Origin of the sequence: Dokdonella fugitiva (assembly GCF_004342425.1) — a bacterium.
GTDB lineage: Bacteria > Pseudomonadota > Gammaproteobacteria > Xanthomonadales > Rhodanobacteraceae > Dokdonella_A > Dokdonella_A fugitiva.
The window spans coordinates 77,347-91,589 of the sequence record NZ_SLWQ01000007.1; the positions used below are offsets into that span (position 1 = coordinate 77,347).

Annotated in this window: 12 protein-coding genes; 3 read left to right on the plus strand and 9 right to left on the minus strand. The window is 71.7% G+C overall.

The features are described 5' to 3' along the window. The first annotated feature begins 37 nt into the window (after positions 1–37). Positions 38–1,231, plus strand: coding sequence for a glycine C-acetyltransferase (gene kbl, locus EV148_RS12915; protein ID WP_131998898.1), 1,194 nt, complete (start codon positions 38–40; stop codon positions 1,229–1,231). After that, positions 1,228–2,811 (plus strand): winged helix-turn-helix domain-containing protein, encoded by a 1,584-nt coding sequence (locus EV148_RS12920; protein ID WP_131998900.1) that lies wholly within the window; start codon positions 1,228–1,230, stop codon positions 2,809–2,811. The genes kbl and EV148_RS12920 overlap by 4 nt, the downstream gene beginning before the upstream one ends. Positions 2,812–2,838: 27 nt before the next feature. Here EV148_RS12920 and EV148_RS12925 read toward each other — a convergent pair whose 3' ends face one another. Next, the gene (locus EV148_RS12925; RefSeq protein ID WP_131998902.1) at positions 2,839–4,017 is read right to left on the minus strand and encodes a serine hydrolase domain-containing protein; all 1,179 of its coding nucleotides are present in this window, start codon (positions 4,015–4,017) and stop codon (positions 2,839–2,841) included. 150 nt (positions 4,018–4,167) lie between these two features. Between EV148_RS12925 and EV148_RS12930 the strand changes: the two genes are divergently transcribed. Further along, on the plus strand, positions 4,168–5,292 hold the full coding sequence (locus tag EV148_RS12930; RefSeq protein ID WP_158287460.1) for a dipeptidase: 1,125 nt from the start codon (positions 4,168–4,170) through the stop codon (positions 5,290–5,292). Between the two features lie 118 nt (positions 5,293–5,410). Here the strand turns inward: EV148_RS12930 and EV148_RS12935 are convergent, their stop codons facing one another. The 8 genes from EV148_RS12935 to wrbA form a co-directional block, all read right to left on the minus strand. Then, a complete protein-coding gene (locus EV148_RS12935; RefSeq protein WP_131998906.1) occupies positions 5,411–7,738 on the minus strand; it encodes an NHL repeat-containing protein in 2,328 nt (775 codons plus the stop codon). A gap of 179 nt (positions 7,739–7,917) precedes the next feature. After that, positions 7,918–10,248, minus strand: coding sequence for a winged helix-turn-helix domain-containing protein (locus tag EV148_RS12940; protein ID WP_131998908.1), 2,331 nt, complete (start codon positions 10,246–10,248; stop codon positions 7,918–7,920). A 9-nt stretch (positions 10,249–10,257) separates the two neighbouring features. After that, positions 10,258–11,049, minus strand: coding sequence for a pseudouridine synthase (locus EV148_RS12945; protein ID WP_131998910.1), 792 nt, complete (start codon positions 11,047–11,049; stop codon positions 10,258–10,260). 5 nt (positions 11,050–11,054) lie between these two features. After that, positions 11,055–11,321 carry an acylphosphatase gene (locus tag EV148_RS12950; protein WP_131998912.1) on the minus strand — a complete coding sequence of 89 codons (267 nt, stop codon included), beginning with the start codon at positions 11,319–11,321 and terminating at the stop codon, positions 11,055–11,057. Between the two features lie 3 nt (positions 11,322–11,324). Next, positions 11,325–11,825: a TlpA disulfide reductase family protein gene (locus tag EV148_RS12955; RefSeq protein ID WP_131998914.1), complete on the minus strand. Its 501-nt coding sequence runs from the start codon at positions 11,823–11,825 to the stop codon at positions 11,325–11,327. Further along, entirely contained in the window at positions 11,822–13,120 is a 1,299-nt protein-coding gene (locus tag EV148_RS12960) for a YihY family inner membrane protein (RefSeq protein ID WP_131998916.1), read from the minus strand. The genes EV148_RS12955 and EV148_RS12960 overlap by 4 nt, the downstream gene beginning before the upstream one ends. 130 nt (positions 13,121–13,250) lie before the next feature. After that, complete coding sequence (locus EV148_RS12965; protein WP_131998918.1) at positions 13,251–13,586, minus strand: DUF2069 domain-containing protein; 336 nt, start codon at positions 13,584–13,586, stop codon at positions 13,251–13,253. Next, positions 13,583–14,182 carry an NAD(P)H:quinone oxidoreductase gene (gene wrbA / locus EV148_RS12970; RefSeq protein WP_131998920.1) on the minus strand — a complete coding sequence of 200 codons (600 nt, stop codon included), beginning with the start codon at positions 14,180–14,182 and terminating at the stop codon, positions 13,583–13,585. The genes EV148_RS12965 and wrbA overlap by 4 nt, the downstream gene beginning before the upstream one ends. Positions 14,183–14,243: the final 61 nt, after the last annotated feature.

The window sequence follows — 14,243 nt, forward strand, 5'->3', positions numbered from 1 at the left end:
CATAGCCGTCCCCTCCTGCCCCGGAACCACCGTCTCCATGGACTCCGCCGCACGCGGCCGCCTCGCCGCCGAACTCGAATCGATCCGCGACCAGGGCCTGTACAAGACCGAGCGCGTCATCACCACGCCGCAGTCGGCCGCGATCCGCACCGACGACGGCCGCGAAGTGCTGAACTTCTGCGCCAACAACTACCTCGGCCTCGCCGACCACCCGGACGTCATCGCCGCGGCCAAGCATGCGCTCGACACGCACGGCTTCGGCCTCGCCTCGGTGCGCTTCATCTGCGGCACGCAGGACCTGCACAAGCAGCTCGAGGCGACGATCTCGAAATTCTTCGGGACCGACGACACGATCCTCTACACGAGCTGCTTCGACGCCAACGGCGGCCTGTTCGAAACGATCCTGTCCGACGAGGACGCGGTCATTTCCGATGCGCTCAACCACGCCTCGATCATCGACGGCATCCGCCTGTGCAAGGCCGAGCGGCGCCGCTACGCCAACGGCGACATGGCCGAGCTCGAGAAGCACCTGGCCCAGACGCAGGGCAAGCGCACGCGCCTGATCGCGACCGACGGCGTGTTCTCGATGGATGGCTACATCGCCAAGCTCGACGAGATCGTCGCGCTGAAGAAGAAGTACGGCGCGCTGCTGATGGTCGACGACTCGCACGCGACCGGCTTCGTCGGCCCGACCGGCCGCGGCTCGGCGGAACTGCACGGCGTGATGGACGAAGTGGACGTGTTCACCTCCACGCTCGGCAAGGCGCTCGGCGGCGGTTCCGGCGGCTTCACCACCGGCCGCAAGGAAATCATCGACCTGCTGCGCCAGCGTTCGCGCCCGTACCTGTTCTCCAACACGCTGCCGCCGCCCCTCGTCGCCGCCTCGATCAAGGTGTTCGAGATGCTCTCCTCGAGCACGAGCCTGCGCGACAAGGTCAACGACAACGCGTTGTACTTCCGCCGCCGCATGAGCGAGGCCGGCTTCGAGATCCGCCCGGGCACGCATCCGATCGCACCGGTGATGCTGCACGACGCGAGGCTCGCGCAGGCGTTCGCGAAGGAACTGCTCGACGAGGGCATCTACGTGATCGGCTTCTTCTACCCGGTCGTGCCGCAGGGCCAGGCGCGCATCCGCACGCAGATGAGCGCGGCGCACACGCGCGAGCAGATCGACCGCGCGGTCGATGCATTCGTGCGCGTCGGCCGCAAGCTCGGCGTGCTCGAGGGATGAGCGAGGCGCCGCCGGCAGGCGGCGCGGGCCGCCATCGCCTGCTCGACCTCGAGATCGACCTCGCGCGCCGCCATGTCGCGCGGGGCGGCACCCGACTCGACGTCGGCGGACTCAGTTTCGACCTGCTCGCGTTCCTGCTCGGCTGCGGCACGCGCGTCGTCTCGTTCGACGAACTCATCGCCGCGGTGTGGGCACCCGCGGTGGTCAACGAGGAAACCGTCACCCAGCGCGTGAAGCTGCTGCGCCAGGCGCTCGGCGACGACGGTCGCAATCCGCGCTACGTGCGCTCGGTGCGCGGCCGCGGCTACCAGCTCTGCGCGCCGCCACAGGCGCTCGCCGACGAAGTCCCTCCGCGGCGCATGCGTTCGCGCCGCGTCGGCGCGCTCGTCGCACTCGCACTTGCCACGCTCGCCGCCGCGTTCGCGACGTGGCGCATCGCGTCCGCGCCGGATGCGCCTGCCGCCGCGCAGGACGAGCGTCTGCAGCGCGCGCGCTACTACGCCGGCATCGGCCAGGACGACGACAACGAACGCGCGATCGCGCTGTACGAGGAAGTGCTGCGCGAGGCGCCCGCGGACACCGATGCGCGCCTCGGCCTCGCCTTCGCCTACGGCGCGCGCGTCTGCCTCTACAACCGCGGGCCGGACTGGAGCGAACGCGCGCTCGCGCTGGCGCAGGATGTCATCGCGGAGCAGCCTCGCAACAGCCTCGCGCGCGCGGCGGCCGGTTACGCGCACGACTGCCGCGGCGAGATCGACGCGGCGATCGCCGACTACGAGCGCGCGGTCGCGCTCGATCCGCAGGCACGCGCCGACAGCCTCGCCTCGGCGGCGAACCTCTACGCCGCGAAAGGCCGGCTCGCCGACGCGCTGCGCGCGGACCTGCGCTCGCAGGAAGGCGCGATGCGGCCGCGCTTCCTCGACCTGCAGATCGCGCGCGTGCTCGAGCTGCTCGGTTTCACCGCCGCCGCCGAACGCCGCTACGAACGCGTGTTCCGCCTCTATCCCGACAACGTCTTCGGCAACGTCGACTACCCGCGCTGCCTGTTCCTGCAGGGCCGGCTCGCCGAATCCAGCGCGGCGCTGGAGCAGGCGCGGCAGCGCCCGCGCCATCCCGACCTCGCGCTGCTCGAAGGTGAACTCGCCCTGCTGCGCGGCGATCGCGCCGCAGCCGGCGAAGCGTTCGAGCGCGCGGCGGCGATGCGACCGCATGACGGCCGTGCGGCGCTGCTTGCGGCGCTGCACGCGCCCACGCCGGCCGACGCGGCTTGGATCGCCACGCGCGTGGACGAACTGCACGCTTCGCTCGACCACGGCGGTGAATGGCCCGACGGCTGGCTCGACGTCGCCGTGCTCGAGCTCGCCCGCGGTTCGAGCGCGGCCGCCCTCGATGCCGTGCAGCGCGCGGTCGATGCCGGCTACCGCGATCGCGCCTACCTGCAGACCTCGGCCCTGTTCCGCGCGCTTGCGGCGGAACCGCGCTTCGCCGCGACGCTCGATGCGATCGGCCGCGCGGTCGCGCGCGAACGCGACGCGGTGCTCGCCGAAGGCCTGCCCGCCGGCATCGCCGACGCGAAGTAGCTCGTCGAGCCCTCGGCCCCTCGGCCCTCAGCCTTCGTCTTCGCGCCGGTCGGCGTAGACCGGGGCCTTCGGTGGCGCGGCCGGCATCGCTTCGAGCACGACCTCGCGGAAGATCTGCTGCGACTGCGCATGCGCGTAACGCTGGTTGTAGGCGCTGCTCGTGACGACGGCGACGAGCTGACGCTCGGGTACCACGAACACGTAGTTGCCGCCATTGCCGGACATCGCCCAGGCCGGCTGGTCGCGGCCGCCATGCGCGAAATGCAGGCGCCAGACGAGATAGCCGTACTCGGCGTCGTCGCGCGCCTGCGCGTGCGGCGCGAGCATCGCGGCGATCCACGCTTTCGCGATCACCCGCCGCCCCTGCCACTCACCCTGCGCGGCGAGCAACTGGCCGATCTTCGCCGCGTCGCGGGAGCGCAGGCGCGTACCGCCGCCGCCCATCGCGATGCCTTCGGGCGCGAAGTTCCATTGCATGCGCGCGATGCCGAGCGGGCGCTCGAGTACCTCGGCCGAGAACGCATCGAGATGGCGGCCCGCGGCGCGCTCGACCAGCGCACCGGCGACATAGGCGCCGGCCGTGCAATAGGCGAACGCGCGGCCGTAGGGACTTTCCGCCGGCTTCTTCATCCATGGCGCGAAGCCCTTGATCGGCAGGTCGAGCGCGAAGCGCAGCCAGTCTTCGGTCACGTACATGCGTTCCTCGTTGCCACTCGAGAACGCGTTGTCGTCGTCGCACTCCCACAGCGAACTCATCGTCAGCAGGTCCTCGAGCGTGAACGCCTCCTTGCGTGCATCCGGATGCAGGTACGGCTTGCGGTCGGCGAAGTACGGGTAGACCTTCGCATGCACGTCAGGAACCAGGCCGCGCTCGATCGCCGCGCCGGCGAGCAGGGCGGTCAGCGTCTTCGTCGCCGAGCGCATGTCGTTGAGCGTGTCGCGGCTGCCGCCGTTGAAGTACGCCTCGTGCACGAGCCGGCCGTGGTCGGCGACGACGAGGCTCGTGATGCCCTTCCAGGTCCCGTCGGCGATCTTCGCCTCGAGGCCGGCGAGCACGCCGGTGTTCCAGCCGAGGGCCTGCGCATCGGCGACCGGCCAGCCGTCGTCGGTGCGCTCGGGCATGGCGTGCGCAGCGGCACGGGCGATGCCGATGCCGCCGGCGAGGGCGAAGGTGGCGAGCAGGCGGGCGAGCGGGCGTATCTGCATATACTCCTCCAGTGACCGGATTGGCCGGCGCAGTCCAGCGCGCCCCGCGATGAAGTGCCTGAAATGCGAATGAAGAATCCTGAAGGCGGCCCCACGCCGCGCTCGTGCGGGGCCGCGCCATCCCTGCTCCTCCGATCCCGCGAGGTATCCATGCCCGACTCCCCTGCCCGCCGCACCTTCCTCGCCGCCTGTGCCGCGGGCGCCGCCGCGGTCGCCTGGCGCGGCGCATCCGCCGCGGAGGAGGCGACGTCGTGGCCACGCTACCGCGATGCGATCGTCGTCGATGCCTGCGGTTCGCCCGGCCGGCCCGACGGCGACGGGCTCGACGCGCGCGAGCTCGCCGACATCCGCGCCGGTGGCGTCACCGCGATCAACTTCACGGTCGGATCGGTCGGCAGTTATGCCGACGACTTCGAGAAGACGCTGCGCAACATCGCGTTCTGGGACGCGCAGGTCGCCGCGCACCCCGACGTGCTGCTCAAGGTCGTGCGCGGCGCCCAGCTCGACGACGCCAAGCGCAGCGGCCGCCTCGGCGTCGTGTTCGGCTTCCAGGACACGACCATGTACGGCGAGGACCTCGAGCGGGTCGACCTGTTCCACGACCTCGGCGTGCGCATCGTCCAGCTCACCTACAACCGCCGCAACCTCGTCGGCGACGGCTGCATGGAACCGGGCAACGCCGGGCTCAGCCGCTTCGGCCTCGAGCTCCTCGCACGCCTGAACGAACGCGGCACCCTGGCCGACCTCAGCCATTGCGGCCAGCGCACGACGCGCGAAGGCATCCTGCAGTCCAAGCGTCCGGTCGCGATCACCCATACCGGTTGCGCCGCGCTCACCGATGCGCCGCGCAACAAGCGCGACGAGGAACTGCGCCTGCTCGCCGAGCGCGGCGGCGTGGCCGGCATCTACGTCATGCCGTACCTGCGCCGGCAGGGCCAGGTGGTGGCCGACGACGTGATCCGCCATCTCGAACATGCGCTCGACGTGTGCGGCGAAGACCACGTCGGCATCGGCACCGACGGCACGACCTCGGGCGTGGAGATCACCGAGGACTACCGCAAGCAGTTCGCCGCCGAGATCGCCGAGCGCGCGCGGCGCGGCATCGCGGCACCGGGCGAACGCGCCGACTCGTACACGTTCGCGCCCGACCTCAACACGCCGTCGCGCTTCGAGCGCCTCGCTTTGCTGCTGTCACGGCGCGGCCACTCCGATGCGCGCATCGAGAAGGTGCTCGGCGCGAACTTCGCGCGCCTGTTCCGCGAGGTGATCGTCTGAAAGGCGCGCGCCCGCGCGAACGCGGGCGCAGTGCTTCGGCGGCTGGCGGAGGGAGTCGGCGCAGCCAGGCCTGGCACCTACGCGACGCCGAGAGGGCGGCGCCGCGCAGCGGAAGCGGTCAACCGTCGAAGCCGTCGGCGAACAGCTCGTCGTCGGCTGCCGGCACGACGTTGAAATGCACCGGCACGATCACCGGCTGCGTGCGGCGCGCCGGATCGTTGCTGAACACGCAGATCGACGCCTCGTAGTCGCCCGGTGCCAGCATCGTCGCGTCGAACGTGACGTCGTAGACGCCGAACGGCGCCCCCGGCGCGAGCGTGCCGCTCGCGGTCGAGAGGCTGAGCCACGGCGCATCGAGCGGCTGCGTGCAGTCGCCTCCGGCCCTTGCGATCGCGAGCGCGAACAGCTGGCGCTCGTCGCCGGACGGCACGAGCGGCGTCGGCGTGCCCGTGACCGGATCGATCGTCGCCACCGCGGCGGCGCCGCTCGCGTCGTACGAGGTCCAGTAAAGGATGCCGGTCGAGCGGTCGAACTTGATGCCCTGCGCGAACTTCGCGTCGACGCCGAGCGGGCCGACCACGCTCGCCTCGCCGCTCGCCTTGTCGATCGCGACGAGCGTGTCGTTGAGCGTGTCGAGGCCGTACATCGCGCCCGACTGGTCGATTGCGATGTCGGCGATGACGGTCGAAGTACCGGTGTCGATCTTGCCGATGAAGGTCGCGACCGCACTCTGCCGGTCGATCGTGTACAGGCCCGACCAGCCGTTGTTGGAGTTCGTCACCGCGTACAGCACGCCGCTCGCGGGATCCCATGCGGCGCCCCACCATTGCTCGCCCGGCTGGATCTGCTGCGGCACGGGCCAGCCGACCAGGGTCTTCGTGCCGTCGCCGGTGTCGAGCGTGTACAGCTCGTCGTAGTAGTAGTCGAGCATCCACTCGCGGCTGAAGTCGTTGTCGACGAAGTCGCCACCGGCGACGTTCATGCCGGCGAGATCGATGTCCGGCAGGATCACGTGCGCATTGCCCGCGTCGGGCGCGAACAGGTCGAAGCCGATGTAGTCCTGTGCGCCCGTGGTCGTGTCGAGCTGCACCGCGTACGCCGGCAGGCCGGTGCCACCGAGCACGCCCGCCGTCGATGCGCGCGAGGCCCGGCCCGCGGTCCTCTCCGGGTGGCGCTGCAACGCCGAGGCATCGAACGCCGTTCGCGCGACCGTGCGACGCGGACGCGCGGCGACCGACGAGGCCGGGTATTCGCCCGCGCTCCATTCGAGCGTGCGGTTGCCGTCGTTGCCGATCACGATCGGCTGGCTCACGCTGATGCCGCTCGCGGCGAACGCATTCAATTGCGCGACCGGCAGCACGAGGCGAGGCGCGCCGACGTCGGCATGCACGCTCGCCGATGCGGTCAGCGCGTCGGCCGGCGATTGCAGCGTCCACTGCACGGCCTTGCCGGGCGTCAGCGTGGGCGCGAAGCTCGAGTAGGCCTGCGCGGTGGTGCCATCCGCCTGCAGCCCGGCGATGGCCTGGCCGCCGGCATCGCCGGAGTCACCCGTGCCCGAACCCATCGACAGGTACTGGAACAGGTAACCGCCCGCCTCGTCGATGACGACCTCGAACGTGAAGCCCGGCATCGCCGGCCAGTCGAGCGCGAGGTCCTTCCATTCGACGACGAAGCGGCGCTGGCCGGGCGTGCTGCCGAGCACCTTGGTATGGACGCTGCCGACGCCGTCGGCATAGCCGCTCCATGCGGGCGCGATCGCCGAGGTGACGTAGGTGGACGGGAACGCGTAGGTCATCGGGATCGCGCACGGCGTGCTGCCCGGCTGGATCGCCCCATTCGCGCCGATGCAGAGCATGTCGCTGCGCGTGCCGAACAGGTCGACCGGGAACGGCACCTGCACGAGTGCCGAGCGTGCGTGCGAAAAACCGCCGGCAAGGTCGAGCAGGGTACCATCGCTCGCGTCGACGTAGGCGAACGCTACGCCGTCGTCGACGGCGTAGTCGGGACGCGTGCTGCTCGCGGTCCAGCTCGCGGCGACGTCGCCGTCGACGACGCTGCCGGCGACTTCGAGCTTGATGTAGCGCCAGCTTTCTCCCGGCGCGATGTCCTGGTGCAGCTGGGCGAACAGGTCGCCATGCAGCGAATCGGACAGCGTGTGCCAGGACAGCGTGTGGTCGGTCGAATTGGTCAGCGTGTAGCACCAGGCGAGCTGGTCGCCGACGTCGGCGACGATGCTCGTCTGCGTGCTGCATGCGTCGGGCTGCCCGGGATCGGCGAGGGCGACGCCGACCTCGACGCAGAGCCCGTCGCTGCAGGATGCCGGCGCATGCACGCCGACGCGCTGCAGCGATGGCGCCTCGACGGCGGCGGCGGAACGGACGCCGGCGAGTGCGGCGAGTCCGGAAGCGGTGAACAGCAACAACCAGTTGGCGGAACGAGCGGGCATCGGGACACCTCGACAGGGATGGCGTCAGTGCGACGACAGGGCGATGACGGTCGCGTGACGAAGGCCCGAGCCTGCATGAGCGCCATGCGGGCGCCATTCGCAGCCGCTAGCAAACCGCTAGCAGGCCGCTAGCGGAGCGATAGAACACCAATGCGATCAGCGCCTTGGCGCACTTGCGCTCAGGAGCGCACGGGCGACACGGCCGCGTCGCGCAGGGCCGCGCTCACCTGCCGCTCGCCGGCGAGGGCATCGGCCTGGCGCAGCGCGTCGACGCGCAGGTCCTCGCGGCCGAGCGCCTGGTACAGCGCGACCTGCAGCTCGGCGCAGGCGAAGTCGCGGTCGGCCCAGCGCGCGACGCGTCCGCCGACCTCGGCTGCGCGACGCGTGTCGCCGTGCTCGAGCAGCCAGCCCGCGTAGGCGATCGCGGCATCGGCGACCGTCGCGGGCACGCCACCCTGCTCCGCGGCGGCCAGCGCGCGCTCGTACTGGCGCGTCGCCGTCGCCGCGTCATTGCGCGCGCGTCCCCGGGTCGCGAGCACGAGCGCCGCATACGGCGACGTATCCTCGATCGCGCTGCCGGCGGGCTCGTCCGCACCTGCGCGCACGAGCAGCCACACCGTACGCTCGCGCAAGGGTTCGTCGGGCTGCTTCGGCCATGCCGCCAGCGCGAGGCGCGCTTCGGCGATCGCACGCTCGCGGTCGCCGAGGAGTTCCGCGAGGCGGGCGCTTTGCGCGTGCACGTAGTGGCCGTAACCCGACTGCGTCGCCGCCGCGAGGTCGTCGGCGGTCGCGGCGAGCACCTGCGCGGCGGCCTGCAGCCGGCCGACGTCGATGAGCGCGCGCGCGCGGTTGGCGGCGAGCGCGAGGCGCTGGCCCGGGTCGGCGACCTGCGCACGCAGCGCCCACAGCCGCTCGCTGGTCGCGAGCGCGTCGGCATGCTGCAACAGGTCGGCCTGCACTTCGAGCTGGCCGTTGAGCACCGCGCGCTGCGCATCGACGACGCCGAAGCGCTCGAACGTCGTGGCCGCGGCGCGGAAGTCGACCAGCGCGTCGGCGAGGCGGCGACGATCGGCGTCGAGCAGGCCGAGGTAGTTGTCGACGCGCGCGAGGCCGAGCGCATCGCCGGCCGCGGCCATGCGCGCGCGCGCGAGGCCGAGGTCGTTCGAGGCATCGTCGAAGCGGCGCAGGCAGGCGCGCGCGAGTCCGCGCCCGGCGAGCGCATTGCCTTGCGCGAGCGGCTTGCCGTCGGGCTCGGCGATGCGCACCGCCGCGTCGTACCACGGCTCGGCCGCCGCGCAATCGCCGCGGCGCATCGCCAGCATGCCGCGCGAGACGAGCACGTTCGTGCGCAGCTCGAACGGCAACGTCGCCGGGTCCGCGAGCAGCGCGCGCAGGATCGCGTCGGCCTGGTCGAGGTGGCCGAGGTTGAACTCGACCTTCGCCGCGTTATAGCGCAGGCGCGGGTCGCCCTGCTCCGCCGGCGACGCCTGCTCGAGCAGTTCGCGCGCGAGGCCGTACTCGTTGCCGAGGATCGCCGCCTGCACGCGCTGCAGGCGATCGTCGAGCGGATCGGCGCCGCCCTCCTCGTCGGCCGGGCCGCGATGACCGAGCGCCGCGAGCAGCATGCCGCTCGCCTGGCGCGCGGCCTCGGTCGGCTGCGCGCGCGTCGCGCTCACGCGATGGCTCGTGCCGCGGTCGTCGAGCGCTTCGAGCTCGACCTGCCAGCCTTCGCTCGATTGCCGCACGCGGCCGCGCACGACGAGCTGCGGCTTGAATGCGTCGACCGCGTCCTGCTCGCCGCTCACGGTATCGGCATCCGCATGGGCGTGCAGCGCGGCGACGACGCTTTCGCTCGCCGGCACCGGCAGCTGCGCCGCGCGCAGGCGCTCGGCGACGAGATCCATCGCGCCGAGGCGCAGCCAGCCCTGCTCGCGCGCGGCGGAGACCTCGAACGGCAGCACGAGGACGACCGCGTCATGCGCGGCGGCCGCCGCCACCGGCGCGGGCGCACGCTGCGTCGCGAGCCACCACGCGCCCGCGCCGGCCACGACGAGGACGGCGAGCGCGGCGGAGGCGAGCGCGCCGGCGCGGCGACGACGCGAGGGTGACTGCGGACGCTCGCCCGCCGCTGCGGGTGGTGGCGCCGCGTGCGTGTCGGCTGCACCCACCGCCGGCGCGGCGGCCACTTCGGCGCCCGCGTCCGCCTCGTCGAGCGGCATCACCCAGCGGTAGCCGAAACCTGGCACGGTGCGGATCGCGCGCTGCGACTGCGCGTCGTCGCCGATCGTGCGGCGCGTGCGCGCGATGAGCTGGCTCACCAGCACGTCGGCGACGTCGACGCGTCCCCACAGCGCGGCGACGAGTTCGTCGCGCCCGACCGCGCGCTCGCGGTGTTCGATGAGGTAGGCAAGGCATTCGAACACGCGCCGTGCAACCGGCTGCAGCTGCCCGTCGTGCCAGAGTTCGCGGGCCTGCGGCGCAATGCGCCAGCGCCCGAAGCGGTAGTTCATCCGCACATTTTAGTACGCGCCCGGGGGCGTCGACGGTGGCGCGAGCGCGACGACTTCGTGCGGCTCGAGCCGGCGCCAGCTGCCCTTGGCGAGCGTGGCGAGCGCGAGCGGGCCTATCGCCACGCGTACGAGCCGCAGCACGCCGACGCCGAGCGCGGCGAGCACGCGGCGGATCTGCCGGTTGCGGCCTTCGTCGAGCACGATCTCGAGCCAGGCATGTCGCTCGCCGCGGCGCAGCTCCTGCACCGCCTTGACCGCGAGCCGTTCGCCGCGGTCGACGACGCCCGCGCGCATCGCAGCGAGCAGCGCGGCATCGGGCAGGCGGTCGATCTGCACGTGGTAGGTCTTGTCGAGGTGCGAATCGGGCGCGGTGATCGCGGCGGCCCAGGTACTGTCGTTGCTGAACAGCAGCAGGCCCTCGCTGGCGCGATCGAGCCGGCCGACCGGCGCGAGCCAGGGCAGGCCCGAACCTTCGAGCAGTGCGTAGACGGTGTCGCGGCCGCGCTCGTCCGCTGCGGTCGTGACGACGCCGCGCGGCTTGTTGAGCACGAGGTAGATGCGCTCGCTCGCCACGACCTCGCTGCCGTCGATCGCGATGCGCTCGCGCGCGGCATCGGTCGGCCGCTCGGCGTCGCGCACGACGCGCCCATCGACCGTGACGCGGCCCTCGGCGATCCAGCGCGCGGCCTGCGTGCGCGAGGCGATGCCGAGCTTGGAGACGACGCGCGCGAGGCCATGGCGCGGCGCGGGCGCGCTCGTCGCGACCGGCCGCACGCGCACTTCGGGTCGGCGCGGGCGCACGCGTGTCAGAGCCGCGCGAAACCGTCGCCCGGCGGCACGTCGAACGGCTCGCGCTCGACCGCGTCGACGCGTGCGCCCGGCGGACCGTGCTGCAGCCAGCGTTCGAGTTGGTCGAGCGCCGCGGCATCGCCGCCGGCGACGACTTCGACGCGGCCGTCGGCGAGGTTCTTCGCCCAGCCGGCGAGGCCGAGTTCGCGCGCACGCGCCTGCGTCGAGGCGCGGAAGAACACGCCCTGCACGACGCCGGACACGTGGAAGCGCGCGCCGGGCATCGCCTACCCCGCCTTGCCGGCGGCGACGATCCTGTCGAGCTCGTCGCCGGTAATCGGCCCGACGAACTTCTTCGCGACGCGGCCGTCCGGCGCGATCAGGTAGGTGACGGGCAGGTTGCGCGGCACTTCGAAGTCGGGCAGCGGGTCGTAGACGTCGCCCTGGGCGAGCGGATACACGACCGGATGCTGTTTCACGAACGCGTCGATCTCGTCGCGCTCGGTGTCCTCCCAGGCGATGCCGATCGCGCTCACCTCGCTCGCGTGCGCGGCGACGTAGGCGGAAATGTCGGGCATTTCCTTGATGCACGGCGAACACCAGGTCGCCCAGAAATTGACGATGACCCAGCGCCCGCGCTGCGCGGACAGGTCGAACGTCCCGCCGTCGAGGGTCCTGATCGAGAGGCCGGGCTTCGCCTTGGTCACGCGAGGCTCGTCGGCATGCGCGACGCCGCTCGCGAGGGCGGCGATGCAGGCGAGCGCGAAGGCGCGGATGAAGGAGGTCATGCGTGCTCCACCGGTTTCGGTGCGGGTATGTCGGCCTGCGATGGTACATCCGGCGCGAACAGCGCGGACAACGGCAGGCCGAGTGCCTCGCGCATGTGCCCGCCGAGGCGCGCGATCAAGGCCGCCGCCGGCGCCGTGAGGCCGTCGAGGCCGTCGGCATCGAGCGGCACGCGGTAACCGCCTTCGTCGACGAGCTCGAGCAGGCGCACCTGGGCGAGGTCGCGCACGACCATCCATTCGCCGAGTTCGCCGCGACGGATCACGCCGACGCGGTGCAGGTCGCCGAGGTAGCGTTGCAGCAGGTCGTCGGTGAGGAACGGCTCGAGCGCGCACAGTTGCGCGCTGTGCAGGCCGCGGCCTTCGCGCTGTGCGACGACGAAATGGCCGAGCACGCGCAGGAGTCCGGTCAGTTCGTGCCCGCGCGGCAGGCGCTGCGATGCGGGGCGATAGTCGAACGCGTTGAGCGAGGCGGTGATCGATGCACCGAGCAGCACGATCGCCCACGACAGGTAGATCCAGAAGATGAAGATCGGCACCATCGCGAGCGCGCCGTACACCTGCTGGTAACTCGCATAGCGCGTCGCGTAGAGCGCGAAGCCGCGCTTGGCGAGCTCGAACAGCGCGGCCGCGAGCAACGCCCCGAACAGCGCGTGGCGCAGGCGCACGCTGCGGTTCGGGATCACCGAGTAGGCGGCGACCAGCGCGCTCCAGACGAGCAGGAACGGCAGCACCGCGAGCACGCGCGCCTTGATCGAGAACTGCGCTTCCGCCGCGTCGATGAACGGCAGCGCGAATGCATAGGAGCTGATCGCGAGCGCGGCGACGAGCAGCAGCGGGCCGAGCGAGAGTGCGGTCCAGTAGACGACGAAGCGCGCGCCCGCGCGGCGCGCGACCTGCACGCGCCAGATGCGGTTGAACGCGTCCTCGATGCTCATCATCAGCGACACCGCGCTGAACAGCAGCACGAGCACGCCGACCGCGGTCGCCTGGCTCGCATTGTCGGCGAACTGGGTGAGGTAACCCTGCACCGTGCTGCCCGCCGCGGGCACGAAATTCTCGAACACCCAGACCGTGAGCTTCTCGCGCCAGCCGGCGAACCCCGGGAACGCGGCGAGCACGCCGAGCACCGCGGCGGTCAGCGGCACCAGCGCGAACACGGTCGTGAACGACAGCGCGCCGGCCGTCTGCAGGCAACGATCCTCGAGGAAGCGCCGCCAGGTGAAGTCGAGGAACGCGACGACGCGATCGCGGTCGTAGCGCGAATGGACGAGCCGGAGCAGGCGATCGAGCAGCATGCGTCGAGCCTAGCGCAGGGAGGCTGACTGGCCAATGTGCGTGCATGACGGGTGGACGGCGGCACGCGCTGCGCGCGTACCGCCCTACGGAAGGCCTGAAAGCGGCCGGCACATCGCTTCTTGCCGCCGCTCAGCCCGCCCGCTTGCGCTGCCGCGTATCCCAGCCGATCGCCCCGATCAGCGCCACGCAACATGCGGCTTCGAGCAATGCCGGTACGCGCGTGGCCGGTACCGCCCAGGCGGCGACCACACCGTGGCAGAAATAGAACAGCGCGATGATGCCGATCCACAACAAGGCGCGACGCGGCCGCGCGAGCGCGAACAGCGGCAGCAGCAGCGGCGGCAGGGTCAGCGCGAGCGCATGGAGCGGCTTGCCGTTCGCGGGGGGTGCGAGCCAGAAATACCAGAGCGGCTGCAGCAACACGAGTGCGGCCCACGCGACGAAACCCAGTCGCTGCGGCGTCATGCGCCCCGCTCCAGCCTCGCGGCGACGTCGGCGACGCGGCGGCCGAGCACGCGCGCGAGCGTGCGTTCGTCGTCGTCGATCGGATTCGCGCCCGTGGTTCCCGCGACGTGGCTCGCGCCGTACGGCGAGCCGCCACCGCGCGTGCGGTTGAGCGCGGCTTCGGTGTACGGGATGCCGACGACGAGCATGCCGTGGTGGAGCAGCGGCAACATCATCGACAGCAAGGTCGACTCCTGCCCGCCGTGCATCGTGCTCGTCGAGGTGAACACGCCGGCCGGTTTGCCGACCAGGGCACCCGAGGCCCATTCGGCCGAGGTCGTGTCGAGGAAATGCTTGAGTGGCGCGGCCATGTTGCCGAAACGCGTCGGGCTGCCGAGCACGAGCCCCGCGCATTCGCCGAGGTCCGCGCGCGTGACGTAGGGCGCGCCCTCGTCGGGCTCCGGCGGCGCCGCGGTTTCGGTAACCGGCGCGACCGGCGGCACGCTGCGCAGGCGCGCGCGCATGCCATCGATTTCCTCGACACCGCGCGCGACCAGCCGCGCGAGCTGCGCGACCTTGCCGGTGCGGCTGTAGTAAAGGACGAGGATTTCGCTCATCGGCAGGCTCGGAGCAATCGGGCATCGATCATAGGCGACGCGCACCGTCCAGCGCGTGCTC

What these genes read in the sequence shown, in the direction of transcription:
- EV148_RS12930 (WP_158287460.1), top strand. Translation starts at nt 4,168, where the DNA reads ATGCCCGACTCCCCTGCCCGCCGCACCTTCCTCGCCGCCTGTGCCGCG.
- EV148_RS12960 (WP_131998916.1), bottom strand. Translation starts at nt 13,120, where the DNA reads ATGCTGCTCGATCGCCTGCTCCGGCTCGTCCATTCGCGCTACGACCGC.
- EV148_RS12965 (WP_131998918.1), bottom strand. Translation starts at nt 13,586, where the DNA reads ATGACGCCGCAGCGACTGGGTTTCGTCGCGTGGGCCGCACTCGTGTTG.
- EV148_RS12940 (WP_131998908.1), bottom strand. Translation starts at nt 10,248, where the DNA reads ATGAACTACCGCTTCGGGCGCTGGCGCATTGCGCCGCAGGCCCGCGAA.
- wrbA (WP_131998920.1), bottom strand. Translation starts at nt 14,182, where the DNA reads ATGAGCGAAATCCTCGTCCTTTACTACAGCCGCACCGGCAAGGTCGCG.
- EV148_RS12920 (WP_131998900.1), top strand. Translation starts at nt 1,228, where the DNA reads ATGAGCGAGGCGCCGCCGGCAGGCGGCGCGGGCCGCCATCGCCTGCTC.
- EV148_RS12950 (WP_131998912.1), bottom strand. Translation starts at nt 11,321, where the DNA reads ATGCCCGGCGCGCGCTTCCACGTGTCCGGCGTCGTGCAGGGCGTGTTC.
- EV148_RS12955 (WP_131998914.1), bottom strand. Translation starts at nt 11,825, where the DNA reads ATGACCTCCTTCATCCGCGCCTTCGCGCTCGCCTGCATCGCCGCCCTC.
- EV148_RS12935 (WP_131998906.1), bottom strand. Translation starts at nt 7,738, where the DNA reads ATGCCCGCTCGTTCCGCCAACTGGTTGTTGCTGTTCACCGCTTCCGGA.
- kbl (WP_131998898.1), top strand. Translation starts at nt 38, where the DNA reads ATGGACTCCGCCGCACGCGGCCGCCTCGCCGCCGAACTCGAATCGATC.
- EV148_RS12925 (WP_131998902.1), bottom strand. Translation starts at nt 4,017, where the DNA reads ATGCAGATACGCCCGCTCGCCCGCCTGCTCGCCACCTTCGCCCTCGCC.